Source organism: Streptomyces sp. NBC_01283 (genome assembly GCF_041435335.1).
GTDB lineage: Bacteria > Actinomycetota > Actinomycetes > Streptomycetales > Streptomycetaceae > Streptomyces.
In genome coordinates, this window is record NZ_CP108430.1 from 3,310,753 (window position 1) to 3,333,732 (window position 22,980).

At 69.8% G+C, this 22,980-nt stretch carries 20 protein-coding genes; 11 read left to right on the forward strand and 9 right to left on the reverse strand.

What is annotated here, in order from left to right:
• Nucleotides 1-240: 240 nt before the first annotated feature.
• Complete coding sequence (locus OG302_RS14920; protein WP_371527252.1) at nt 241-729, reverse strand: MarR family winged helix-turn-helix transcriptional regulator; 489 nt, start codon at nt 727-729, stop codon at nt 241-243.
• Between the two features lie 278 nt (nt 730-1,007).
• Between OG302_RS14920 and OG302_RS14925 the strand changes: the two genes are divergently transcribed.
• Nucleotides 1,008-1,850, forward strand: coding sequence for a lysozyme (locus tag OG302_RS14925; protein WP_371527253.1), 843 nt, complete (start codon nt 1,008-1,010; stop codon nt 1,848-1,850).
• Between the two features lie 110 nt (nt 1,851-1,960).
• Here the strand turns inward: OG302_RS14925 and lon are convergent, their stop codons facing one another.
• Together lon and OG302_RS14935 are read right to left on the reverse strand one after the other, a co-directional pair.
• Entirely contained in the window at nt 1,961-4,390 is a 2,430-nt protein-coding gene (gene lon, locus OG302_RS14930) for an endopeptidase La (RefSeq protein WP_371527254.1), read from the reverse strand.
• A gap of 158 nt (nt 4,391-4,548) precedes the next feature.
• Complete coding sequence (locus OG302_RS14935) at nt 4,549-5,343, reverse strand: rhomboid-like protein (protein WP_371527255.1); 795 nt, start codon at nt 5,341-5,343, stop codon at nt 4,549-4,551.
• A 169-nt stretch (nt 5,344-5,512) separates the two neighbouring features.
• Between OG302_RS14935 and OG302_RS14940 the strand changes: the two genes are divergently transcribed.
• The 5 genes from OG302_RS14940 to OG302_RS14960 all read left to right on the forward strand — a co-directional run bounded on the left by OG302_RS14940 (nt 5,513) and on the right by OG302_RS14960 (nt 12,527).
• Nucleotides 5,513-6,214, forward strand: coding sequence for a spermidine synthase (locus tag OG302_RS14940; RefSeq protein ID WP_371527256.1), 702 nt, complete (start codon nt 5,513-5,515; stop codon nt 6,212-6,214).
• Between the two features lie 66 nt (nt 6,215-6,280).
• Nucleotides 6,281-7,021, forward strand: a complete 741-nt coding sequence (locus tag OG302_RS14945) for a response regulator transcription factor (RefSeq protein ID WP_190081978.1) — start codon at nt 6,281-6,283, stop codon at nt 7,019-7,021.
• Nucleotides 7,022-7,034: 13 nt separating this feature from the next.
• Complete coding sequence (locus OG302_RS14950) at nt 7,035-8,123, forward strand: HAMP domain-containing sensor histidine kinase (RefSeq protein ID WP_361833508.1); 1,089 nt, start codon at nt 7,035-7,037, stop codon at nt 8,121-8,123.
• A 259-nt stretch (nt 8,124-8,382) separates the two neighbouring features.
• Nucleotides 8,383-12,192, forward strand: a complete 3,810-nt coding sequence (locus tag OG302_RS14955; RefSeq protein WP_371527257.1) for a multifunctional oxoglutarate decarboxylase/oxoglutarate dehydrogenase thiamine pyrophosphate-binding subunit/dihydrolipoyllysine-residue succinyltransferase subunit — start codon at nt 8,383-8,385, stop codon at nt 12,190-12,192.
• A gap of 152 nt (nt 12,193-12,344) precedes the next feature.
• Entirely contained in the window at nt 12,345-12,527 is a 183-nt protein-coding gene (locus OG302_RS14960; RefSeq protein WP_037695221.1) for a DUF6104 family protein, read from the forward strand.
• Nucleotides 12,528-12,566: 39 nt separating this feature from the next.
• Here OG302_RS14960 and OG302_RS14965 read toward each other — a convergent pair whose 3' ends face one another.
• Nucleotides 12,567-13,427, reverse strand: a complete 861-nt coding sequence (locus OG302_RS14965) for a hypothetical protein (protein ID WP_371527258.1) — start codon at nt 13,425-13,427, stop codon at nt 12,567-12,569.
• Between the two features lie 139 nt (nt 13,428-13,566).
• Between OG302_RS14965 and OG302_RS14970 the strand changes: the two genes are divergently transcribed.
• On the forward strand, nt 13,567-14,451 hold the full coding sequence (locus OG302_RS14970; RefSeq protein WP_371527259.1) for a DUF4097 domain-containing protein: 885 nt from the start codon (nt 13,567-13,569) through the stop codon (nt 14,449-14,451).
• A 1-nt stretch (nt 14,452) separates the two neighbouring features.
• Nucleotides 14,453-15,598, forward strand: coding sequence for a helix-turn-helix transcriptional regulator (locus OG302_RS14975; protein WP_371527260.1), 1,146 nt, complete (start codon nt 14,453-14,455; stop codon nt 15,596-15,598).
• A 35-nt stretch (nt 15,599-15,633) separates the two neighbouring features.
• On the opposite strand, the gene OG302_RS14980 is transcribed toward OG302_RS14975, so the two are convergent.
• The 4 genes from OG302_RS14980 to OG302_RS14995 form a co-directional block, all read right to left on the reverse strand.
• On the reverse strand, nt 15,634-16,236 hold the full coding sequence (locus tag OG302_RS14980) for a Clp protease N-terminal domain-containing protein (protein WP_371527261.1): 603 nt from the start codon (nt 16,234-16,236) through the stop codon (nt 15,634-15,636).
• Nucleotides 16,236-16,445 (reverse strand): helix-turn-helix domain-containing protein, encoded by a 210-nt coding sequence (locus tag OG302_RS14985; RefSeq protein ID WP_361833496.1) that lies wholly within the window; start codon nt 16,443-16,445, stop codon nt 16,236-16,238. The genes OG302_RS14980 and OG302_RS14985 overlap by 1 nt, the downstream gene beginning before the upstream one ends.
• An 84-nt stretch (nt 16,446-16,529) precedes the next feature.
• The gene (locus OG302_RS14990; protein WP_361833494.1) at nt 16,530-17,492 is read right to left on the reverse strand and encodes a zinc-binding dehydrogenase; all 963 of its coding nucleotides are present in this window, start codon (nt 17,490-17,492) and stop codon (nt 16,530-16,532) included.
• A 173-nt stretch (nt 17,493-17,665) separates the two neighbouring features.
• Nucleotides 17,666-18,880, reverse strand: a complete 1,215-nt coding sequence (locus OG302_RS14995) for an NADP-dependent malic enzyme (protein ID WP_363209222.1) — start codon at nt 18,878-18,880, stop codon at nt 17,666-17,668.
• 539 nt (nt 18,881-19,419) lie between these two features.
• On the opposite strand from OG302_RS14995, the gene OG302_RS15000 reads away from it, so the two are divergent.
• Genes OG302_RS15000 through OG302_RS15010 form a run of 3 tightly spaced genes read left to right on the forward strand, consistent with a single transcriptional unit; the run spans nt 19,420 to nt 22,120 of the window.
• Complete coding sequence (locus OG302_RS15000; protein WP_371527262.1) at nt 19,420-20,382, forward strand: ABC transporter substrate-binding protein; 963 nt, start codon at nt 19,420-19,422, stop codon at nt 20,380-20,382.
• A gap of 35 nt (nt 20,383-20,417) precedes the next feature.
• Nucleotides 20,418-21,356, forward strand: coding sequence for an amino acid ABC transporter permease (locus OG302_RS15005; protein ID WP_371527263.1), 939 nt, complete (start codon nt 20,418-20,420; stop codon nt 21,354-21,356).
• Entirely contained in the window at nt 21,356-22,120 is a 765-nt protein-coding gene (locus tag OG302_RS15010) for an amino acid ABC transporter ATP-binding protein (RefSeq protein WP_361833487.1), read from the forward strand. Before OG302_RS15005 ends, OG302_RS15010 begins: the two co-directional genes overlap by 1 nt.
• Nucleotides 22,121-22,206: 86 nt before the next feature.
• Here OG302_RS15010 and OG302_RS15015 read toward each other — a convergent pair whose 3' ends face one another.
• Nucleotides 22,207-22,968, reverse strand: a complete 762-nt coding sequence (locus OG302_RS15015; RefSeq protein WP_371527264.1) for a trans-aconitate 2-methyltransferase — start codon at nt 22,966-22,968, stop codon at nt 22,207-22,209.
• Between the last annotated feature and the right edge of the window lie 12 nt (nt 22,969-22,980).

The following is a 22,980-nucleotide window of genomic DNA, read 5'->3' on the forward strand; positions in this document are numbered from 1 at the left end:
GGGGCGCGAGGAACGGCGCGGGCAGCCCCGTAAGGGGCGCGAGGAACGGCGCGAGCAACCGCAACGGGCCCGCAGGCGACAGGGCACGGACGCCCTCCAAGGGGCGCGGGGAACTGAGCGAGCAACCACGACCGGCCCGCAGGCGACACCCGGCGGACGACCCCCAAGGGGCGCGGGGAACTGCGCGACAAGCCACAGCCCACCCGCAGACAGAATCGCGCCCCGACTACGCCCCGCCCCTCAGGACTCCGGGGACTCGTTCAGCTGCCGCAGCAAGCGGGCCAGCTCCGCCACCTCCACCCGGTCCCACCCGGCCAGCTTCCGCACGTACTGCTCCCGCCGCCCCGCCCGCACCGTACGGAACCGCGTACCGCCCTCCTCGGTGAGGTGCACCAGCCACGCCCGCCCGTCGGCGGGGTCGGGCTCGCGGGCGACGAGCCCGAGCTCCTCTAGGGCCCGCAGCTGACGACTCATCGTCGCCTTGCCGACGCCGATGTACGCGGCGAGATCCGTGGCCCGCTGCGGACCCGAGTCGTCGAGGCAGACCAGGAGTCCGTACGCGGCCGGCTCCAGATCGGGGTGGACCTGGCGCGCCATCTCTCCGGAGGAGGCCCGCGCCCGGCGCAGCAGCAGCGTCAACTCCCGCTCCAGGGAGAGGAACTCGCGGTCGACCCCCCTGTTCACGTCGGCCCCACCGTCGTTCTCGCCCTCGTGCACTTCAGCACCCATGGCACGCTTTCTTTCCGGATCAGAGAAGTTTTCCGCCCCGCACGGCGGCAGACACCCGCGTCGGCCCATCGCCGCAGCTCGACCAGTATTTCGTAACGCCCCCGGGGGCCATGCCGCGGACACCGCCGCAGGAGTAGACCAACGGCAGACACCGGACCCCCTTCCCAGCCACAGGTCTACGTGCGTAGCGTCGTACGTGACATGTTCACACCACGTCATGTCGACAGGTCCCCCCACGAGCTCCATCGAGCTCAATCGAGGCCTACGGAGGCACGCACATGCCCGTGCACAGACCCGGAACCCCCCGCCGCTCGCACCGGTCAGCGGCCGGAATCCTGCTCTCAGTCCTCTCCGCGCTCTCCCTCCTCCTCACGCTGCCGGGCGCCGCACAGGCCAGCGGCGGCGATGACACCCCGCCCCGCGGCTCCGCCCGCATGGGACAGGGCGTCATCGAGCACGACGGGCAGGGCAGTCTGCCGCCCGGCGGCGACGCCGTACAGACCGAAGGCGTCGACGTCAGCAGCCACCAGGGCAACGTCGCGTGGTCGACGCTCTGGAACAGCGGTGTGAAGTGGGCCTACGTGAAGGCCACCGAGGGGACGTACTACAAGAACCCCTACTTCGCCCAGCAGTACAACGGTTCGTACAACGTGGGCATGATCCGCGGCTCCTACCACTTCGCGACCCCCGACACCACGAGCGGCGCCACCCAGGCCAACTACTTCGTGGACAACGGCGGCGGCTGGTCGCGCGACGGCAGGACGCTGCCGGGCGCGCTCGACATCGAGTGGAACCCGTACGGGGCGGCCTGCTTCGGCAAGTCCCAGTCCGCGATGGTCACCTGGATCCGTGACTTCCTGAACCAGTACAAGGCACGCACCGGGCGTGACGCCGTGATCTACACGGCCACCAGCTGGTGGAAGCAGTGCACCGGCAACTACGGGGGCTTCGCCGCCAACAACCCGCTCTGGATCGCCCGTTACAACACCTCTCCGGGTGAGCTCCCGGCCGGCTGGGGCGTGCAGACGATGTGGCAGTACACCTCGACCGGTCCGACGGTCGGTGACCACAACAAGTTCAACGGCGCACTGGACAGGGTGCAGGCACTCGCCAACGGCTGAGCCAACGGCTGAGTCCGCCCCCCGGCGCACAAGGGCCCGGAACCCCTCTCGGGGTCCCGGGTCCTCACGCACCGGCCTCCGCGGGCGGAGCCCGCTGATGGGCCCAGCCGTCACGCGGCGGCCGGGACCCTCACCTCGGCCTCCGTCAGGGCCAGTTCGAGCACCTGGCGGACATCCGTCACCGGGTGGACGTCCAGCTTCTCCAGGATCTCCGCCGGGACGTCGTCCAGGTCGGCCTCGTTCCGCTTCGGGATGATCACCGTGGTGATCCCCGCGCGGTGCGCGGCCAGCAGCTTCTGCTTGACGCCGCCGATCGGCAGGACGCGCCCGGTCAGCGAGACCTCACCGGTCATGGCCACATCCGTACGGACGAGCCGGCCGCTGAGCAGCGAGGCGAGGGCGGTCGTCATGGTGACGCCCGCGCTCGGCCCGTCCTTGGGGACCGCGCCCGCCGGGAAGTGGATGTGCACGCCGCGTTCCTTCAGGTCCGCGACGGGCAGCTCCAGTTCGGCGCCGCGCGAGCGCAGGAAGGAGAGCGCGATCTGCGCGGACTCCTTCATCACGTCGCCGAGCTGACCGGTCAGGGTCAGTCCCGCCGCGCCGGTCTCGGGATCCGCGAGCGACGCCTCGACGAAGAGCACGTCGCCTCCCGCGCCGGTGACCGCGAGCCCGGTGGCCACGCCCGGCACCGCCGTGCGCCGCTCGGCCGGGTCCTGCGCCGACTCGGGCACGTGGTGCGGGCGCCCGATGAGACCGCGCAGATCCTCGTCGCCGACGGTGAACGGAAGCTCCCTCTCACCCAGTTCGTGCTGCGCCGCGACCTTGCGGAGCAGCCGCGCCACGGACCGCTCCAGGTTCCGTACACCGGCTTCCCGGGTGTACTCCCCCGCGAGCTTGCGCAGCGCGCTCTCGTCCAGGGTCACCTCGTCCGACTGCAGACCGGCCCGCTCCAGCTGGCGCGGGAGCAGGTGGTCGCGGGCGATGACGACCTTCTCGTCCTCGGTGTAGCCGTCGAGCCTGACCAGCTCCATGCGGTCGAGCAGCGCCTCGGGGATGGCCTCGATGACGTTCGCCGTGGCCAGGAAGACCACGTCACTGAGGTCGAGCTCGACCTCCAGGTAGTGGTCGCGGAAGGTGTGGTTCTGCGCCGGGTCGAGGACTTCGAGGAGGGCGGCGGCCGGGTCGCCCCGGAAGTCGGAGCCCACCTTGTCGATCTCGTCGAGGAGCACGACCGGGTTCATGGACCCGGCCTCCTTGATGGCCCGCACGATCCGGCCGGGCAGCGCCCCGACGTACGTACGACGGTGGCCGCGGATCTCCGCCTCGTCGCGTACGCCGCCGAGCGCGACCCGCACGAACTTGCGGCCCATGGCGTGCGCCACGGACTCGCCGAGCGAGGTCTTGCCGACGCCGGGCGGGCCGACGAGGGCCAGCACCGCGCCGCCGCGACGGCCGCCGACGACCCCGAGACCGCGGTCGCTGCGGCGCTTGCGCACCGCGAGGTACTCGGTGATGCGCTCCTTCACGTCCTGCAGGCCCGCGTGCTCGGCATCGAGGATGTTCTGGGCGCCCTTGATGTCGTACTCGTCCTCGGTCCGCTCGTTCCAGGGCAGTTCGAGGACGGTGTCGAGCCAGGTCCTGATCCAGGAGCCCTCGGGCGACTGGTCGCTGGACCGCTCCAGCTTGTCGACTTCCTTGAGGGCGGCCTCGCGGACGTTCTCGGGGAGGTCGGCGGCCTCTACGCGAGTGCGGTAGTCGTCGGACTCCTCGGCCGAGTCCTTGCTGTCGCCGTTGATCTCGCGCAGCTCCTTGCGCACGGCGTCCAGCTGGCGCCGCAGCAGGAACTCGCGCTGCTGCTTGTCGACGCCTTCCTGGACGTCCTTGGCGATGGACTCGGCGACATCCTGCTCGGCGAGGTGCTCGCGCAGCTGCTCGGTGGCCAGCTTCAGGCGGGCGGCCGGGTCGTCGGTCTCCAGGAGCGCGACCTTCTGCTGGGTGGAGAGGAAGGGGGAGTATCCGGAGTTGTCGGCAAGGGCGGAGACGTCGTCGATCTGGGTGACACGGTCGACGACCTGCCAGGCCCCGCGCTTCTTCAGCCAGCTGGTGGCGAGCGCCTTGTACTCCTTGACCAGCTCGGTGACGGCACCCGGCAGCGGATCGGGCACGGTCTCGTCGACCTTGACCCCTTCCACCCAGAGCGCGGCACCCGGCCCGGTCGTCCCGGCACCGATCCGCACCCGGGAACGGCCGCGGATGAGCGCGCCGGGGTCGCCGTCGGAGAGCCGGCCGACCTGCTCCACGGTGCCGAGGACGCCGGTCGCGGCGTACGTCCCGTCGATGCGCGGAACAAGAAGGACCTGCGGCTTGCTGCTCCCGGTGGAGCGGGCCGCCGCCTGGGCGGCCTCCACCGCGGCGCGCACGTCGGCATCGGACAGGTCGAACGGAACCACCATGCCGGGCAGGACAACCTCGTCGTCGAGCGGCAGCACGGGCAGTGTGAGAGGCGTGGACGCCTTCGGCTCAGTGGACTCAGCAGACATGATCTCCCCTTCGGCATTCAAGTTGAGCTATGTGGACTCAATGCTCGTGAGTCCATGAATGTTCCCCAAGAGGTGTTCGCTGTGAGCGATCACGTCGGTACGTGCGGAAACGCCGCACGGCGAAGGGTGACGCCGCACGGCGGAGGGTGAAGGGAAGGTCAGGCGGGCGGGCGCCACCGGCGCACCAGCGGCCACGTGGCGACACCGAGCGACAGGGCGAGCAGATGACCCCAGTTGGTCATCGGGTCCGCGAAGGCGATGAGGTCGTCGATGAGCATCCCGCCGAACCCGGCGAGCACCAGCCACCGCAGCCACGGCCTGAAGAGCCCCGCGAGGGCGCCGACGCTCGCCGCGACGCCGAAGCTGATGCCGTAGTCGAGGCGGTGCAGGGAGCTGTGGGGCAGGTGGCCCGCGAGGACGGAGAGCCCGACCGGGACCTCGGTCGCGAGGGTGGCCACGACATGGCCGAGCAGAAAGACGCCCGCCGCGCGGAGCGCGCCTATGCGGCGCTCCAGGGCGGTGAGGACCAGCAGGAAGCCGATCGCGTACGGCGACGCGATGCCACCGGCGATCCACAGGGCGCTGGCCACCAGGACGAGCAGCGGCTCCTGCGCCAGATGCGCGACGTCCGTGCTGGAGTGCCGGTGCAGCGCCGAGATCAGGGACGGGGCCGCGTACGAGGTCAGGAGGGACGTCACGGCGAGGATCGCCGCGAAGCCGAACGTGAAGGGCGTGCCCGTGGGAGTCGGCAGCAGCCGCCAGGGGCGCAGACGGCGCAGGTGTGCGGCGACCCCGCCGGGCGCGGTTACGGCACCGGGGGCGGCACTCGCCTCATGGACCGGTTCCGGGACGACCACCCCGGGCACTGGCCCCCGCTGACACGGAATGCCGTCGAGGCCGGGCTCGGCGATCCCCTCGGGTGCCGTGGTGGCAGCCGACGCACTCCGGTTCACGGTGAGGCGCTCCTTCCGTCACGTCCACCCTTTGATGATTTTTCCGGTGCTGTCTATGACCGGCGCCACGTGAGACGCGAATCACATCAACCTCACAGGTCAAAAGCGCGTCCGCGCCGGCCCGCGCTTCTTGAGTCTCCCCCGATCCCGCGCCCCTACGCTGGCCGCCATGCACACCCACACCACCCCCGTCGTGATCGACCGGCGTGAGGGGCCGTACGGCGAGGTCGTACTGCGGCGCCACGGTGCGCTTCTGCAGATCATCGCCAACGGCTGTTTCCTCATGGACACTTCGGACGGCCGCTCGGAGCGGCTGCTCGTCGACGCGGCGTACGACGCCCTCGAAGACCCCCGGGAGCCCGCGCTGCTCATCGGCGGCCTGGGCGTGGGCTTCTCCCTCGCCCACGCGGCGGCCGACCCGCGCTGGGGCCGCATCACGGTCGTCGAGCGCGAGCGGGCCGTCATCGACTGGCACTGCTCGGGCGCGGACGCCCCGCTGGCCGCGCTCTCCGGGGCAGCGCTCGCCGATCCGCGCACCGAGATCCTGCACACAGACCTCGTGGCACACCTCGGCGGCGCCGACGCCTGTGACGGCACCCCGAAAACGTACGACGCGCTCTGTCTCGACATCGACAACGGCCCCGACTGGACGGTGACCGAGGACAACAACTCCCTCTATTCACCGGCCGGTCTGGCCGTCTGCCGGTCCCGGCTGAACCCGGGCGGGGTGCTGGCCGTGTGGTCCGCCCAGGCCTCGTCCGCTTTCGACTTCGCTCTACGGAATGCCGGGTTCCAGTCGGTACGGACGGAAGAGATCCCCGTTGCCCGAGGCGTACCCGACGTGGTGCACCTCGGCGTAAGGGCTGCGTAGCCGAGGTGCCTTCGCGACCCGTACCCTGCTGACCGAACACAAGCGATCAGTGTCAGGGGCGGGGCGATGGAGCAGACACACACCTCCCACAACGGTGCGACGGCGGCGATGCCAGGCGCCCAGCGCCGGGTTCTGGTGGTCGAGGACGACCCGACGATCGTCGACGCCATCGCCGCCCGGCTACGCGCCGAGGGTTTCGTAGTGCAAACGGCGATGGACGGTCCTTCGGCCGTCGACACCGCACAGGCTTGGCAGCCCGATCTGCTGATCCTGGACATCATGCTGCCGGGCTTCGACGGGCTTGAAGTGTGCCGTCGGGTGCAGGCCCAGCGGCCGGTACCGGTCCTCATGCTGACGGCCCGCGACGACGAGACGGACATGCTGGTCGGGCTCGGCGTCGGCGCCGACGACTACATGACCAAGCCGTTCTCCATGCGGGAGCTCGCGGCCCGCGTGCACGTCCTGCTGCGCAGGGTCGAGCGGGCCGCGCTGGCCGCGACCACCCCGCGCAGCGGGATCCTGCGGCTCGGCGAGCTGGAGATCGACCACGCACAGCGGCGGGTCAGGGTCCGCAGCGAGGACGTCCATCTGACGCCGACGGAGTTCGACCTGCTCGTCTGCCTGGCCAACACCCCGCGTGCGGTGCTCTCGCGCGAGCAGCTGCTCGCCGAGGTGTGGGACTGGGCGGACGCGTCGGGCACCCGTACCGTCGACAGCCACATCAAGGCACTGCGCCGGAAGATCGGCGCCGAGCGGATCCGTACGGTGCACGGCGTGGGATACGCCCTGGAGACCCCGACCCCGTGAGGTGGGCCGTCCGATGAGTGGTCCCTTCGGGGGGCTGCGGCCCTTCTCCATCAAGACCAAGCTGGGCACCCTCGTGGTCGTCTCGGTCTTCATCACCACGGGTCTGCTCATGGTGGCGATGAAGACGGAGACGGAGCTGCGCTTCATCACCGTCTTCTCGGTGATCGCCACCCTGCTCATCACGCAGTTCGTGGCCCACAGCCTCACCGCGCCCCTGGACGAGATGAACTCCGTGGCGCGCGCCGTCTCGCACGGCGACTACACGCGCCGGGTGCGCGGCGCCGACCGCCGTGACGAGCTGGGCGACGTGGCCACCACGATCAACCGCATGGCGGACGACCTGGAGGCCCAGGACCAGCAGCGCAAGGAACTGGTCGCCAACGTCTCGCACGAGCTGCGCACCCCCATCGCGGGCCTTCGCGCGGTCCTGGAGAACGTCGTCGACGGAGTCTCCGCCGCCGACCCGGAGACCATGCGCACGGCCCTGAAGCAGACGGAGCGGCTCGGGCGCCTCGTGGAGACCCTGCTCGACCTCTCCCGCCTGGACAACGGCGTCGTACCGCTGCGGGCCCGCCGCTTCGAGGTGTGGCCGTATCTGTCGGGCGTCCTGAAGGAGGCCAACATGGTCGCCTCGGCGCGCGCGGGGATCGCTTCGGGCTCCGGCAGCCACACGCGTACGGACGTGCATCTGCACCTGGACGTCACGCCGCCCGAGCTGACCGCGCACGCGGACGCCGAGCGGCTGCACCAGGTCGTGGCCAACCTCATCGACAACGCGGTCAAGCACAGCCCGCCGCACGGCCGCGTCACCGTGCGCGCCCGGCGCGGCCTCTACCCCGAGTCCCTGGACCTGGAGGTCCTCGACGAGGGCCCCGGCATCCCGGAGTCGGAGTGGCACCGCGTCTTCGAGCGCTTCAACCGGGGCAGCCACGCCAACGCCGCCCCGCAGGCGGGCCCCGGCAGCGATGGCGGCACCGGTCTCGGGCTCGCCATCGCGCGCTGGGCGGTCGATCTGCACGGCGGGCACATCGGTGTGGCCGAATCCCCTCGTGGCTGCCGCATCCAGGTCACCCTTCCGGGCCTGCCCGAAGTGCGAAGTTGACGTAGGGTTCGAAAAGGAAGCGATTCGCGGGCGCATCGGAAGCGCGCTCGGGTGAAGCCGCCGCGCAGGGCAAGGCCCGCGCGGCCATCCTGCGTTGCGGAACCTCGCTTGTTTCCCGCCAATAATGCCGCCGAAACCTTCGCTCCAATGTGACTTACGCGACGGATGACGGGGCCGGTCTGCACCTGGCGGCAATGGAGGCGTAGCCTTAATTCCCGCTGTCCATCACCTTGTGAAGCGGAAGAGGGCGGTTACCGCCGTGTCGTCACAGTCCCCCAGTAGCTCGAGCATCTCGACCGACCAAGACGGGCAAGGCAAGAGCCCTGCTGCTGCCTTCGGTCCCAATGAGTGGCTCGTCGACGAGATCTATCAGCAGTACCTCCAGGACCCGAATTCGGTCGACCGAGCCTGGTGGGACTTCTTCGCCGACTACAAGCCGGGAGCGGGCGCATCACCTGCGGCCACCCCGGCCAAGCCGGCGGGTGACGCAGCCGCGGGGGCTGCGGCCACCACGTCCCCCGCAGCTCCTGCCGCACCCGCGGCCGCTCCGGCCGCACCCGCCGCCCCGGCCGCACCCGCCGCGCCCGCAGCCCCGGCTGCGAAGCCCGCGGCCGCGGCACCGGCCCCCGCCGCGAAGCCCGCAGCCGCGAAGCCCGCCGCCAAGGCGGAGCCCGCGGCCCCTGCTGAAACGGCCCCTGCCGGGCCCGAGTACGTGACGCTGCGCGGCCCCGCCGCCGCGGTCGCGAAGAACATGAACGCCTCCGTGGAGGTCCCGACGGCGACGTCGGTCCGCGCGGTCCCGGTGAAGCTGCTCTTCGACAACCGCATCGTCATCAACAACCACCTCAAGCGCGCCCGCGGCGGGAAGATCTCCTTCACGCACCTCATCGGGTACGCGATGGTGCAGGCCATCAAGGCCATGCCGTCGATGAACTACTCCTTCGTGCAGAAGGACGGCAAGCCGACGCTGGTCAAGCCGGAGCACATCAACTTCGGCCTCGCCATCGACCTCGTGAAGCCCAACGGCGACCGCCAGCTCGTCGTCGCGGGCATCAAGAAGGCCGAGACGCTGAACTTCTTCGAGTTCTGGCAGGCCTACGAGGACATCGTCCGCCGCGCTCGCGACGGCAAGCTCGGCATGGACGACTTCACCGGCGTCACGGTCTCGCTGACCAACCCCGGCGGCCTCGGCACGGTCCACTCGGTCCCCCGCCTGATGCCCGGACAGTCGGTCATCATGGGCGTCGGCTCGATGGACTACCCGGCGGAGTTCCAGGGCACGTCCCAGGACACCCTGAACAAGCTCGGCATCTCGAAGGTCATGACGCTCACGTCGACCTACGACCACCGGGTGATCCAGGGCGCCGCCTCGGGCGAGTTCCTGCGGATCGTCGCGAACCTGCTGCTCGGCGAGAACGACTTCTACGACGAGATCTTCAAGGCGCTGCGCATCCCCTACGAGCCGGTCCGCTGGCTCAAGGACATCGACGCCTCGCACGACGACGACGTCACGAAGGCCGCCCGCGTCTTCGAGCTGATCCACTCCTACCGCGTCCGCGGCCACGTCATGGCCGACACGGACCCGCTGGAGTACAAGCAGCGCAAGCACCCCGACCTGGACATCACCGAGCACGGCCTCACCCTGTGGGACCTGGAGCGTGAGTTCGCGGTCGGCGGCTTCGCCGGCAAGTCGATGATGAAGCTGCGCGACGTCCTCGGCGTGCTGCGCGACTCGTACTGCCGCACCACCGGCATCGAGTTCATGCACATCCAGGACCCGAAGCAGCGCAAGTGGCTGCAGGACCGCATCGAGCGCACCCACGCCACGAAGCCCGAGCGCGAGGAGCAGCTGCGCATCCTGCGCAGGCTGAACGCCGCCGAGGCCTTCGAGACGTTCCTGCAGACGAAGTACGTCGGCCAGAAGCGCTTCTCCCTGGAGGGCGGCGAGTCCGTCATCCCGCTGCTCGACGCCGTCATCGACAGCGCCGCGGAGTCCCGCCTGGACGAGGTCGTCATCGGCATGGCCCACCGTGGCCGCCTGAACGTCCTCGCGAACATCGTGGGCAAGTCGTACGCCCAGATCTTCCGCGAGTTCGAGGGCAACATGGACCCCAAGTCCATGCACGGCTCCGGCGACGTCAAGTACCACCTGGGCGCCGAGGGCACCTTCACCGGTCTGGACGGCGAGCAGATCAAGGTCTCGCTCGCCGCGAACCCGTCCCACCTGGAGACGGTCGACCCGATCATCGAGGGCATCACCCGCGCCAAGCAGGACGTCATCAACAAGGGCGGCACCGACTTCACGGTCCTGCCCGTCGCCCTGCACGGTGACGCGGCCTTCGCGGGCCAGGGTGTGGTCGCCGAGACCCTGAACATGTCGCAGCTGCGGGGCTACCGCACCGGCGGCACGGTCCACATCGTCATCAACAACCAGGTCGGCTTCACCGCCGCCCCGGAGTCGTCGCGCTCCTCCATGTACGCCACGGACGTGGCCCGCATGATCGAGGCGCCGATCTTCCACGTGAACGGCGACGACCCCGAGGCCGTCGTCCGCATCGCGCGGCTCGCCTTCGAGTTCCGTCAGGCGTTCAACAAGGACGTCGTGATCGACCTCATCTGCTACCGCCGCCGCGGTCACAACGAGTCGGACAACCCGGCGTTCACGCAGCCGCTGATGTACGACCTGATCGACAAGAAGCGCTCGGTGCGCAAGCTCTACACCGAGTCCCTCATCGGTCGCGGCGACATCACCCTGGAAGAGGCCGAGCAGGCCCTGCAGGACTTCCAGGGGCAGCTGGAGAAGGTCTTCACGGAGGTCCGCGAGGCCATCTCGCAGCCCGCCGAGGCCGAGGTCCCGGCCCCGGAGGCCGAGTTCCCGGTGAACGTCCACACGTCGATCACCCAGGAAGTCGTCAAGCGGATCGCCGAGTCCCAGGTCAACATCCCCGACCGGGTCACCGTCCACCCGCGTCTGCTGCCGCAGCTGCAGCGCCGCGCGTCGATGGTCGAGGAAGACACGATCGACTGGGGCATGGGCGAGACCCTCGCCATCGGCTCGCTCCTCCTGGAGGGCACGCCGGTCCGTCTGTCGGGCCAGGACTCGCGTCGTGGCACGTTCGGTCAGCGCCACGCGGTCCTCATCGACCGTGAGACGGGCGAGGACTTCACGCCGCTCCTGTACCTCTCCGAGGACCAGGCGCGCTACAACGTCTACGACTCGCTGCTCTCCGAGTACGCGGTGATGGGCTTCGAGTACGGCTACTCGCTGGCCCGTCCCGAGTCCCTCGTCATGTGGGAAGCGCAGTTCGGTGACTTCGTCAACGGCGCGCAGACGGTGGTGGACGAGTACATCTCGGCCGCCGAGCAGAAGTGGAACCAGCACTCCGGCGTCACGCTGCTGCTGCCCCACGGCTACGAGGGCCAGGGACCGGACCACTCGTCCGCCCGCATCGAGCGCTTCCTCCAGCTGTGCGCGCAGAACAACATGACGGTCGCGATGCCGACCCTCCCGTCGAACTACTTCCACCTCCTGCGGTGGCAGGTGCACAACCCGCACCACAAGCCGCTGGTGGTCTTCACCCCGAAGTCGATGCTGCGCCTCAAGGCGGCGGCCTCGAAGACGGAGGAGTTCACGTCGGGCGGCTTCCGCCCGGTCATCGGCGACGACTCGGTCGAGGCGTCGGCGGTCCGCAAGGTCGTCTTCTGCTCCGGCAAGCTGTACTACGACCTGGAGGCCGAGCGGAAGAAGCGCGAGGTCAAGGACACCGCGATCATCCGCATCGAGCGTCTGTACCCGCTGCCGGGTGCCGAGCTCCAGGCGGAGATCGCGAAGTACCCGAACGCCGAGAAGTACCTGTGGGCGCAGGAGGAGCCGGCGAACCAGGGCGCATGGCCCTTCATCGCCCTCAACCTCATCGACCACCTGGACCTGGCGGTCGGCGCGGACATCCCGCACGGCGAGCGCCTGCGCCGCATCTCGCGGCCGCACGGCTCGTCCCCGGCGGTCGGCTCGAAGAAGCGCCACGAGCAGGAGCAGGAAGCTCTCCTGCGCGAGGTCTTCGAGGCGTAAGCCTGAGGGTTCGTACGTTGGTGGGCCCGGTCCCGAGTGCTTGTCACCCGGGGCCGGGCCCACCGGCGTACCGGCTTATCCTGGAGGTCCGTCCGGAACACATCCCAGAACACATCGTTCGTCAGCAACGTTCTTGAATCGCGGAGCCTGTCTTGTACTTCACCGACCGTGGCATCGAGGAGCTGGAGAAGCGGCGCGGCGAGGAGGAAGTCTCCTTCGAGTGGCTCGCCGAGCAGCTCCGCACCTTCGTGGACCTCAACCCCGACTTCGAGGTCCCGGTCGAACGCCTGGCGACGTGGCTGGCCCGTCTGGACGACGAGGACGAGGACGAGTAGGGCGCTCAACCGCTGGTTCCGGGCCCGTGAGGACCGGCATCAGCCGCTCGCAGGACCCGTGTCGGCCGCCCGCACCCTGTCGTACGCCAGTCCCAGGGAGCCGTGGACCAGCAGGAGTGCCCCGGTAGCGGCCCATCCGCCGCTGCGCCGCCGCAGGGCCCAGGCCGCGAGCGGCAGCCCCACGGCCATCTGGGCCACGGCCAGCGCGCGCGCCTTCGGGCCCCGTAGCCAGGGCCCGAAGGGGCCCCGCTCGACCACGTCGAGTTCCGCGCGCACCGCGTCGCGCCACCCGGCCCACTCGATCTCCCGCACTCCCGGCACCACGCGCGCCACCGCCCGCAGCCTGTCCGCGGGTTCGCCGGGGCCGAGGCCGGCCGGGAGTGCCACTCCTGCCCGTGCGAGGACGGCCAGCAGCCCCAGGAGCCGGGCGCGGGCGTCGGACTCCGTGTCGGGGCGTCCCAGGGCCTCCAGGGACTGCACGTCCAGGACGGGGTCGAGGCCGAGCCGCGCGGCGAAGGTCCGCAGCGCCTCGTCCTCGCCGACGGGCGTCCCGTTCGCCAGCCACACGTACTCGACGGTGCGCCGGAAGCCCGCGGCGAGGGTGCAGCCGGAGCGGTCCGAGTCCCACCACAGCGCGAGCACGGGCCAGGACGCCCCGACCGCGAGCGCGGTGGCCCAGCCCGTGAGCACCCGGTCCACCGGTTCGTCACCGTGCACCCAGGGCTTGCCCTCGGGCACGAGCACGCTCCACTCGGGACCCGTCGGGGCGAGCAGCATCTGTTCGCGCAACAGCCGGGCGGCGGGCTCGACCGCGTGGGGTTCGGCCCGGCAGAGCAGCAGCGCACCGGCGGCGGGGTGTTCGGGGGCCGCTGCGGCGTGCTCGAAAGCTTCGGACGACATGGCCCCACGCTAGGCCAAATCGCCATATTTAGCGCAGAGAAGGACGGGTGTCTTGACTTTCCGCAACCGCGATATATCGTGTATCTCAGAGACGCGATATGGCGCGTTGCCGTCCAGCTCGCCCGAGGAGGTCAGCCCGATGTCAGAGTGGTCCGTCGCCGAGCCCCAGAAGCTCACGTTCGACGCCCCCGTGGAGAACCTCCGTGTGCGCGTCGTCAACGGAACGGTGAACGTCGTGGGCACCGACGAAGTTTCCGCCCGGCTTGAGGTCTCCGAGATCGAGGGGCCGCCACTGGCCGTCACCCAGGAGGCCGGCACCCTGACCGTCGCCTATGACGACCTGCCCTGGAAGGGCTTCCTGAAGTGGCTCGACCGCAAGGGCTGGCGGCGCAGTGCCGTGGTCTCCCTGGCCGTCCCCGCGGGCACCCGCGTCGAGGTGGGCGTGGTCGGAGCGGGCGCCGTGGTCTCGGGGATCGAGGGGAGCACGGAGGTCAGGGGCGTCACCGGCGACACCACCCTCGTCGGCCTCTCCGGCCGGGTCAGCGCCGACACGGTCTCGGGCAGCCTGGAGGCGCAGGGCATCACGGGCGACCTGCGGTTCAATTCCGTCTCCGGCGATCTGACCGTCTTCGGGGGCGCGGGCTCCTCCGTTCGGGCCGATTCGGTGAGCGGCTCGATGATCGTGGACCTGGACCCGGCGGGCACCCTGGCCGACATCGGTCTGACGAGCGTCTCGGGCGAGATGGCGATCCGGCTGCCTCATCCGACGGACGCGGACGTCGAGGTGAACACCACGAGCGGTGCGGTGTCAAACGCCTTCGAGGATCTGCGGGTCAGCGGCCAGTGGGGGGCGAAGAAGATCACCGGCCGTCTGGGGTCGGGCAGCGGAAAGCTCAGGGCGACGACGGTCTCGGGGTCCATCGCGCTGCTGCGCAGGCCACCGACGGAGGAAGAGCCGACGGACACTCCCCTGACGGACACTCCCCCGACCGACGCCGCCCCGACCGACAAGAAGGTGCTCTGAGATGGCCCCCGTGTTCGCCCACGGCCGACTGCGCCTGTACCTGCTCAAGCTCCTCGACGAGGCGCCGCGCCACGGCTATGAGGTGATCCGCCTCCTGGAGGAGCGCTTCCAGGGGTTGTACGCGCCTTCGGCCGGGACGGTCTACCCGCGCCTGGCGAAGCTGGAGGCCGAGGGCCTGGTCACGCACACCACGGAGGGCGGCCGGAAGGTGTACGCCATCACGGACGCGGGCCGCGCCGAACTGGCCGACCGCAGCGGTGAGCTGGCCGACCTGGAGCTGGAGATCCGCGATTCCGTCGCCGAGCTCGCCGCGGAGATCCGGGACGGTGTGCGGGGCGCGGCAGGTGAGCTCCGCCGTGAGATGCGGGAGGCCGCCAACGAGGCTCGCGCGTCCGGCGGGATGCCCGAGGGCAAGAGCGGCGCCGGCGCCGGATCCAGCACCGGTACGGGCGCGGGTACGGGTGCCGGTACGGGTGCCGGTACGGGCAAGCCCTTCCCCGATCCCTCGGACTTCTTCGACAGCTCCTGGGGCGACAAGGAGGGCTGGCGCCAGGCCAAGGAGGAGTTCAAGCGCGCCAAGCAGGAGTGGAAGGAGCAGGCCAGGCGGGCGAAGGACGAGACCCGCAGGGCACGCGAGGAGGCCCAGCGCGCCCGCCGCCAGGCCCAGGACGCGCAGGACACCGCGCGCGCCCAGGCCCAGGAGGAGGTGCAGCGCATCGCACGGCGCGTCCAGGACCAGGTGCAGGACCACTTCACGCGGGGTGACTGGCCGACGGGGGTCCGCGAGGGTCTGACGGAACTGGCCAAGGAGTTCGGCGACTTCGGGAAGGACCTGGGCAAGGACTTCGGCAAGGACTTCGGCAAGGACTTCGGCCGCAAGGGCTCGCGGTCCACCGCCGAGGAGCCCAGGTTCACGTCCGCCCCGGAGGACGGGGTCCCCACGGAGTACGTCCCGGAGTGGGCCCAGGAGGACACCACCGGCAACCCGGCACGTGACCTGGACCGCCTCCTGGACCGCTTCCGGGACGACATCCGTGACGTGGCCCGGGACCACGGCGTGACGGAGGATCAGCTCCGCGACGCCCGCCGTCACTTGTCGTCGGCGGCGGCCCACATCGCCGCGACACTGCGCACACCGGAGGGGTGACGGAGGACTGACCCGGGGCCGCCGGCACCCACGGCCTACTCGGTGTCGGCGCCGCTTCCGGTGCCGGTGCCGTACAGCACCCTCTCCACCGACTCGTGGGTCACGCCGTGGTCCGCGAGGACCTCGCCGACGGGGCCGGGGCGGACGGTCAGGGCGAACAGGATGTGCTCGTCGCCGATGTGCCGGTCCCGGCGCGCGGTGGCGATGCGCAGGGACTTCTCCAGGGTGTCCTTGGCTTCGCGGGTGAAGGGCCGGTGGCCGCTCCAGCCTCGGCCGGACCGGCGCCCGGCCGCCTTGCCGCCGCCCGACCTGCCGCCGCCCGCCAACGCGCCCACGCCATGGGCCTCTTCGACCCGGGTAACGATCTCGGAGACGTCGATGCCGAGTCCGGCCAGTGCCTCCGTGTCGGCCTGCGAGAGGCCCCCTCGGCGCCGCGCCTCGCCCAGTGCGTCCTCGATCGAGCCCCGGCGGCGCGTGGCCCCGAGCGAGGCCAGGGCGAAGGACGCCCGGCTCGCCTCGCGGTCGAGCAGCGCGAGGAGCATGTGCCCGTCGTCGACGGATGCGGCGCCCTCGCCCTCGGCATGCTCGACCGCGCCTTTGACCACGGCGCGGGCGTCCTTCGTGAACCGCTCGAACATCACTGCCTCCCGTACTTCTTGTGCACGGCCTGCCTGCTCACTCCGAGCTCCGCGGCGATCCCCTGCCACGACCAGCCCTGCCGACGCGCGCTGCGCACCTGCACGGCCTCCAACTGCTCCACCAGCCTCCGCAGCGCGGAGACGGCTCGCAGTCCGACTCGTGGGTCACGGTCACCCGCACGCTCGGCGAGATCCGTAGCTTCGGTCATGCATGTCAACTTACGTTGACAAGGAGAGAGTGTCAACCACAGTTGACGTCAGGAGCGGTAGCGATAGCGGTGGCGGTGGCGGGGTCAGACCTCCAGCACGACCTTTCCGAACACGTCGCCGGACTCGATGCGCTCGAAGCCCTCGCGTGCCCGGTCCAGGGGGAGGACCTCGTCGATGACGGGGCGCACACCCGTGGCGGCGCAGAAGGAGAGCAGGTCCTCCAGTTCGTCCTTGGATCCCATCGTCGAACCGACGATCTTCAGCTCCAGAAAGAAGACCCTGGTCAGCTCCGCATGCGAGGGCCGGTCGCCGCTCGTCGCGCCGGAGATCACCAGAGTGCCGCCCGGCTTCAGGGACTTGATGGAGTGCGACCACGTCGCCGCCCCCACCGTCTCGATGACGGCGTCCACCCGCTGCGGCAGCCGCGCGCCGGACTCGACGGCCTCCACCGCACCCAGCTCAAGGGCCCGCTTCCGCTTGGCCTCGTCACGGCTCGTGGCGAAGACCCGCAGGCCCGCCGCCTTGCCGAGCACGATCGCTGCGGTGGCGACGCCGCCGCCCGCGCCCTGGACGAGCACCGAATCCCCGGGACGTACACCGGCGTTGGTGAAGAGCATGCGGTAGGCGGTGAGCCACGCGGTCGGCAGGCAGGCCGCCTCGGCGAACGACAGCTCCTTCGGCTTCGGCAGCACGTTCCAGGTGGGGACGGAGACCTGCTCGGCGAACGTCCCCTGGTACTTCTCGGTGAGGATGGAGCGGCCCTCACGGTGGCCGACCCCGTATCCGCTCTGGCCGATGACGGAGTGCAGGACGACCTCGTTGCCGTCCTCGTCGATCCCCGCGGCGTCACAGCCGAGGATCATCGGCAGCTTGTCCTCGGCGAGGCCGACCCCGCGCAGGGACCAGAGGTCGTGGTGGTTGAGGGAGGCGGCCCGGACGTTCACGGTCGACCAGCCGGTGCGGGCCTCGGGGGCGGGGCGCTCCCCCAACTCAAGGCCGCTGAGCGGCTGGTCACGGTCGATGCGGGCGGCGTAGGCGGCGAACATGAAGCAGACGATAGGCGCGCGCCCTACCCGCACGTAACCAGCAGCCCCTGTGACACGCGTCCCGCTCCAGGAGCACGCCCACCCGTTCAAGCGACAGAACGGGTGGGCGGGTGGGAAAGCGGTGGGCCCCGCCACAGCAGTGACGGGGCCCAAGGCCCAGGGGCCAGAAAAAATCAGCGGCGAGCCACACCTTCGGCACGAGCGGCCGCCGCAACAGCCGCGGTGACCGCCGGGGCGACCCGCTCGTCGAACGGCGAGGGGATCACGTAGTCGGCGGAGAGCTCGTCGCCCACCACGCCGGCCAGCGCCTCGGCGGCGGCGATCTTCATCGTCTCGGTGATGCGGGAGGCCCGCACCTGCAGCGCGCCCGCGAAGATGCCGGGGAAGGCGAGCACGTTGTTGATCTGGTTCGGGTAGTCCGAACGGCCCGTCGCGACGACCGCCGCGTACTTGTGGGCGATGTCCGGGTGCACCTCGGGGTTCGGGTTGGCCATGGCGAACACGAACGAGTTCGGCGCCATGGAGGCGACCGCGGGCTCGGGGACGGTGCCGCCCGAGACGCCGATGAACACGTCGGCACCCGCGAGGGCGCTCTCCAGCGAACCGCTGAGCCCGGCCTTGTTGGTGATCTCCGCGAGCTCACGCTTGACCGGCGTGAGGTCGTCGCGGTCCCGGCTCACGACGCCCTTGCGGTCCGCGACCGCCACATCGCCCAGGCCCGCCTCGAGCAGGAACTTGGCGATGGCGACCCCGGCCGCACCGGCACCGGAGATCACGGCACGCAGCTCGCCGAGCGTGCGCCCGGTCAGCCGTGCCGCGTTCCGCAGCGCGGCGAGCGTCACGACCGCCGTGCCGTGCTGGTCGTCGTGGAAGACGGGAATGTCGAGCCGCTCCTGGAGCTTGCGCTCGATCTCGAAGCAGCGCGGGGCCGAGATGTCCTCGAGGTTCACACCACCGAAGGACGGCGCGAGCCGCACCACGGTCTCGACGATCTCGTCCGCGTCCGTCGTCGCGAGCGCGATCGGAACCGCGTCCACGCCGCCGAACTGCTTGAACAGAATGGCCTTGCCCTCCATCACGGGGAGGGAGGCCTCGGGACCGATGTCACCGAGACCGAGCACGGCCGTGCCGTCGGTGACCACGGCCACGACGTTCGACTTCCATGTGTAGTCGTTCACCAGCTCCGGCTGCTCGGCGATCGCGGTGCACACTTTCGCGACGCCGGGCGTGTACGCCAGGGACAGGTCGTCCTTGTCCCGCACGGGCACGGTGGCCTGCACGGCCATCTTGCCGCCACGGTGCAGCGCGAACGCCGGATCGAAGGGCTCTTCCGCGCCTTCGTGACCCGTATTGCTGTCGCTGCGAGGATTGACGATCTCCGCTGCCACTTGTCTGACCCCTTAAGTCTTAAATCATCAGTTGAGGGTGTCCACTCCTGGTTGAGAAGTGGGCGGGCACCGCGTCTGTTCCCCGCCTGTCGGCGGAGGGAGGTACAGACACGCGAGCGCGCCGCACACGCGCTCTGGGCCCCGGATGAGGGGTGTAACGCACCTTTCTACCTGACGGTGCTCGGCATGGGCGAGTGGGATTGGTTACCTGAGGTGCCCGTGGCCGTTGTAGTGGTCCGACAAGAACGGATGGCGGGCCGTGCCCGAATTTTCCGTGGAGCGCCCGCCACCGGTCCACATCGCGAGATTCATCCGAGATTCACGGAAGATCTCAAATAGCGGTACTTCGTTCCGGGCCGGTACGGCCCTGTTGTCCCGGCCTGTCTGGGTACCGGGATCACCCGTTATCCGATTTTGACATCTCTGGCACCCAGAATCGGACGGTCCGAATGGCAAGATGCCGTCATCACACGAGGTCGCGACACCCGAAGGTGTGTGCACGACCGCTCGGCAACTCCCTCATCCGCCGGAGGACCCTCATGACCGCACGCTCCATCTGTCGTACCACCGCCGGTAAGTCCGCGAAGTCCCGGATGGCCACGGTCGGCGCGATCGCGGTCGCCGGCGCGCTGCTGCTGACCGGTTGCGGTGACCAGACCAAGAGCAAGGACGAGGGCGGCGAGAAGGTGAGCAACGCTCCGCTCGCCGACAAGCTCCCCAAGGAAATCCGGGACGCCGGTGTCATCAAGGTCGGTTCGGACATCGCGTACCCGCCCGTCGAGTTCAAGGACAAGTCCGGCAAGACGGTCGGCATCGACCCCGACCTCGGCGACGCCCTGGGCAAGCAGCTCGGCGTGGAGTTCCAGTTCGACAACGGCACCTTCGACACCCTGCTCGGCGGTCTCCGCTCCAAGCGCTACGACCTGGCGATGTCGGCCATGACCGACACCAAGAACCGCCAGGAAGGCGTCGACGAGGAGACCGGCAAGAAGATCGGCACCGGCGTCGACTTCGTCGACTACTTCACGGCGGGCGTCTCGATCTACACCAAGAAGGGCGACGACCAGGGCATCAAGACCTGGGCCGACCTCTGCGGCAAGAAGATCGTCGTCCAGCGCGGCACCGTCTCGCACGACCTGGCCAAGGCCGAGTCGAAGAAGTGCAAGGGCGGCAAGAAGATCGCCATCGAGTCCTTCGACAACGACCAGCAGGCCCAGACCCGACTGCGCTCCGGCGGCGCGGACGCGGGCTCGTCCGACTTCCCGGTCGCCGCGTACGCGGTGAAGACCTCGGGCGGCGGCAAGGACTTCGAGCTCGTCGGCGAGCAGGTCGAGGCCGCTCCGTACGGCATCGCGATCTCCAAGAAGAACCCCGAGCTGCGTGACGCGATCAAGGCCGCACTCGACGCGATCATCAAGAGCGGCGACTACGACAAGATCATCTCGAAGTGGGGCGTCGAGGACGGCGCGGTCAAGGAAGCCAAGATCAACGGCGGCAAGTGACCGCGCACCCGTCTCGCCGCTGAAAGGCCACTCCCGTGACTACCGACATCTCCAAGAAGGGCCCGGAGGACACACCCCCGTCCTCCCACCCTGAGGCCATCAAGGCCATCCCCGTCCGGCACTACGGCCGGTACGTCGCCGCGGTCGTCGCCATCGCCGCTTTCGCCGCGATCGTCTACGCGTTCTCCCAGGGCGACATCAACTGGAACGCGATCCCCGACAACTTCTTCGACGACCGCATCCTGCGGGGCGTCCGCGAGACCCTGATCCTGACCGCCCTGTCGATGCTCATCGGCGTGGTCGGCGGCGTCATCCTCTCCGTGATGCGCATGTCGAGGAACCCGGTGACCTCGTCGATCGCCTGGTTCTACATCTGGTTCTTCCGGGGCACGCCGGTCCTGGTCCAGCTCTTCGTCTGGTTCAACCTCGGTTTCGTCTTCGACTACGTGAACCTCGGCCCCGTCTACAAGGACGAGTGGTCGGACTTCATGACGCCGTTCCTGACGGCGCTGCTCGGCCTGGGTCTCAACGAGGCCGCGTACATGGCGGAGATCTGCCGCGCCGGTCTGCTCTCGGTCGACGAGGGCCAGACCGAGGCGTCCCAGGCGCTCGGCATGAGCCACGGCAAGACACTGCGCCGGGTCGTGCTCCCTCAGGCGATGCGCGTGGTCGTGCCGCCGACGGGCAACGAAGTCATCAACATGCTGAAGACGACCTCGCTGGTCGCGGCCGTCCAGTACTACGAACTCCTGCGGTACGCGCAGGACATCGGTACGTCGTCCGGCGCGACGGTGGAGACCCTGCTGCTCGCGGCGTGCTGGTACCTGATCATGACGTCGATCCTCAGCGTCGGCCAGTTCTACCTGGAGCGTTACTACGCACGCGGTTCGTCGCGCTCCCTGCCGACCACGCCGTTCCAGAAGATCAAGGCCAATATGTTGTCCCTTGGCAACCGCTCGGGAGTTGGTCACTGATGACGACCGCCATGGTGAAGTCCGAAGGCGTCCACAAGTCGTTCGGCAACGTCGAGGTCCTCAAGGGCATCGACCTGGAGGTCAAGTCGGGCGAGGTCTTCTGCCTCATCGGCCCGTCCGGCTCCGGCAAGTCGACGTTCCTGCGCTGCATCAACCACCTGGAGAAGATCAACGCCGGGCGGCTGTACGTGGACGGCGAGCTGGTCGGCTACCGGCAGAAGGGCGACAAGCTGTACGAGCTCAAGGACAGCGAGGTAGCCCTCAAGCGCCGGGACATCGGCATGGTCTTCCAGCGCTTCAACCTGTTCCCGCACATGACGGCGCTCGAAAACGTCATGGAGGCGCCGGTCCAGGTCAAGGGCGAGACGAAGTCGGCGGCGCGGGACCGCGCCGGGCAGCTCCTGGAGCGGGTGGGCCTCGCCGACAAGGCGAAGAACTACCCCTCGCAGCTCTCGGGCGGACAGCAGCAGCGCGTGGCCATCGCCCGCGCGCTCGCGATGGAACCGAAGCTGATGCTCTTCGACGAGCCGACGTCGGCGCTCGACCCGGAGCTGGTCGGTGACGTCCTCGACGTCATGCGCGACCTCGCCGAGTCCGGCATGACGATGATCGTCGTGACGCACGAGATGGGCTTCGCGCGCGAGGTCGGCGACAGCCTCGTCTTCATGGACGAGGGCGTGGTGGTCGAGTCCGGCCACCCGCGTGACGTCCTGACGAACCCGCAGCACGAGCGGACGCAGTCGTTCCTCTCGAAGGTGCTGTAACTCTGTCGCGCGAACCCTGCTTACGCGCGAAGGGCGGTACGGATCCCGGATCCGTACCGCCCTTCGCGTATGCGCTGCTCGCCGCGTCACTTCAGGCCGAGCACCATCGCGTCCGACGGCGAGGACCACACCGTCCGGGCCTCGCCGAAGCCCGCGTCGCGCAGGGTCCGTGCGTGCCACTCGGGCGAGGGGGTGTCGCCGTCCGCGTGCTCGCCGTAGATCTCGAAGCGCTTGGCGGTGGGCCCGGCGAGGACCGGGTCCTTGGCGGCCAGCTCCCACCAGTCACGCCAGTCCAGGGCACCCTCGGCCTTCGCCCGGTCCATGCGGGCATGCCGCTGGGCCCGGTCGGCGTCGTTCAGGCGGGGCGTCGCGGGGTCGGGCATGTGGTCGGCGTTCATGAAGACGCCGCCGTCCCTGACGAGCCCCGCGATCTGGCCGTAGAGGGTGGTGAGGGGCTCGCTGTGCAGCCAGTGCAGGGCGGTGGCGGTGAGGACGGCGTCATAGGAGTCGTACGGGAGCTGCGCCGTCCACCCGGGGTCCTTGAGGTCGGCGGTCACGAACGTGACGCGGTCGTCCCCGGCGAAGGTGCCCTCGGCAATGGCGAGGAGCGCGGGGTCGAGGTCGACGCCCGTGCTGACCGCGTCCGGGAACCTCTTGAGCAGCCGGTCCGTAATACTCCCCGTACCGCACGCGAGGTCGAGGACGCGCGGCTCGGTGCCGACGACGGCCTCGACCATGTCCAGCATGACCCGGAACCGCTCCTCGCGGTCGGGCAGGTACCACTCCTGCTGCCGGTCCCAGCTGTCCTGCCAGCCACGCCAGTCGGTCCCGGACACCGTTTCCGTCATGAGAAGCCCTCC

Excerpts from the sequence above, each read along its gene's own strand:
- OG302_RS14920 (WP_371527252.1), bottom strand. The coding sequence starts at position 729 with ATGGGTGCTGAAGTGCACGAGGGCGAGAACGACGGTGGGGCCGACGTG.
- OG302_RS14925 (WP_371527253.1), top strand. The coding sequence starts at position 1,008 with ATGCCCGTGCACAGACCCGGAACCCCCCGCCGCTCGCACCGGTCAGCG.
- lon (WP_371527254.1), bottom strand. The coding sequence starts at position 4,390 with ATGTCTGCTGAGTCCACTGAGCCGAAGGCGTCCACGCCTCTCACACTG.
- OG302_RS14940 (WP_371527256.1), top strand. The coding sequence starts at position 5,513 with ATGCACACCCACACCACCCCCGTCGTGATCGACCGGCGTGAGGGGCCG.
- OG302_RS14945 (WP_190081978.1), top strand. The coding sequence starts at position 6,281 with ATGGAGCAGACACACACCTCCCACAACGGTGCGACGGCGGCGATGCCA.
- OG302_RS14950 (WP_361833508.1), top strand. The coding sequence starts at position 7,035 with ATGAGTGGTCCCTTCGGGGGGCTGCGGCCCTTCTCCATCAAGACCAAG.
- OG302_RS14965 (WP_371527258.1), bottom strand. The coding sequence starts at position 13,427 with ATGTCGTCCGAAGCTTTCGAGCACGCCGCAGCGGCCCCCGAACACCCC.
- OG302_RS14970 (WP_371527259.1), top strand. The coding sequence starts at position 13,567 with ATGTCAGAGTGGTCCGTCGCCGAGCCCCAGAAGCTCACGTTCGACGCC.
- OG302_RS14975 (WP_371527260.1), top strand. The coding sequence starts at position 14,453 with ATGGCCCCCGTGTTCGCCCACGGCCGACTGCGCCTGTACCTGCTCAAG.
- OG302_RS14980 (WP_371527261.1), bottom strand. The coding sequence starts at position 16,236 with ATGTTCGAGCGGTTCACGAAGGACGCCCGCGCCGTGGTCAAAGGCGCG.
- OG302_RS14985 (WP_361833496.1), bottom strand. The coding sequence starts at position 16,445 with ATGACCGAAGCTACGGATCTCGCCGAGCGTGCGGGTGACCGTGACCCA.
- OG302_RS14990 (WP_361833494.1), bottom strand. The coding sequence starts at position 17,492 with ATGTTCGCCGCCTACGCCGCCCGCATCGACCGTGACCAGCCGCTCAGC.
- OG302_RS15000 (WP_371527262.1), top strand. The coding sequence starts at position 19,420 with ATGACCGCACGCTCCATCTGTCGTACCACCGCCGGTAAGTCCGCGAAG.
- OG302_RS15010 (WP_361833487.1), top strand. The coding sequence starts at position 21,356 with ATGACGACCGCCATGGTGAAGTCCGAAGGCGTCCACAAGTCGTTCGGC.
- OG302_RS15015 (WP_371527264.1), bottom strand. The coding sequence starts at position 22,968 with ATGACGGAAACGGTGTCCGGGACCGACTGGCGTGGCTGGCAGGACAGC.